Annotated in this window: 1 protein-coding gene; it reads right to left on the bottom strand. The window is 66.3% G+C overall.

From position 1 onward, the window contains the following. A partial coding sequence (locus tag HMPREF2581_RS14205) for a contractile injection system protein, VgrG/Pvc8 family (RefSeq protein WP_256565205.1) occupies nt 1–406 on the bottom strand: 406 nt, incomplete at its 3' end. Nucleotides 407–552 lie beyond the last annotated feature (146 nt).

A 552-nucleotide genomic window follows, 5' to 3' on the forward strand; every position in this document is an offset into this window, starting at 1 on the left:
GCTGGAAGCGGTAGGCGTCGGCGAGGATGCCGTGCTCCTCGAGGACCAGGGCGACGATCTGCGGCACCGTGAGGTGCTGGAAGATCCGCTGGTTGCTGCGCTGCGCGAGGTAGGCCAGTTGCGGCACGAGGGTGAGGCGATAGCGGGTCAGGCGCTTGCCCGCGTCGGCCTGGGCGGCGCCGTAGACCAGCCCGTGGACGCCCTGGCCCTGCGGGGTGAAGGCGAGGAAGGCGGGTCGGTGCATGAGCGCTTCGAGGTCGAGGCCGGCGCGCTCGCTGACCAGTTCGAGTTCGAAGCGGTAGGGCCGGCTGATGCCTTCGTGGCCGCTGAATTCGAGAACCTGCAGGTCGTGACGGAGGCCGTCGAGGCTGAGGCTGAAGTGGGTCTGGTTGGCCGGGTTGAACATCCGCTGTCCCCTGTTTCTCGAAAAACCTGCACGGCTGGCGTCCCTGTTCGCCGTGCTCGATCCGAAGTGCGTGATCGCGCGGATGCTACGTCAAAAAAACTGTGCAAATTGTTGCGCACATCGCCGGAAAACCGCGGCGCGCCTGA

It is taken from the genome of Pseudomonas sp. HMSC057H01, assembly GCF_001836405.1.
Classification (GTDB): domain Bacteria; phylum Pseudomonadota; class Gammaproteobacteria; order Pseudomonadales; family Pseudomonadaceae; genus Pseudomonas; species Pseudomonas aeruginosa.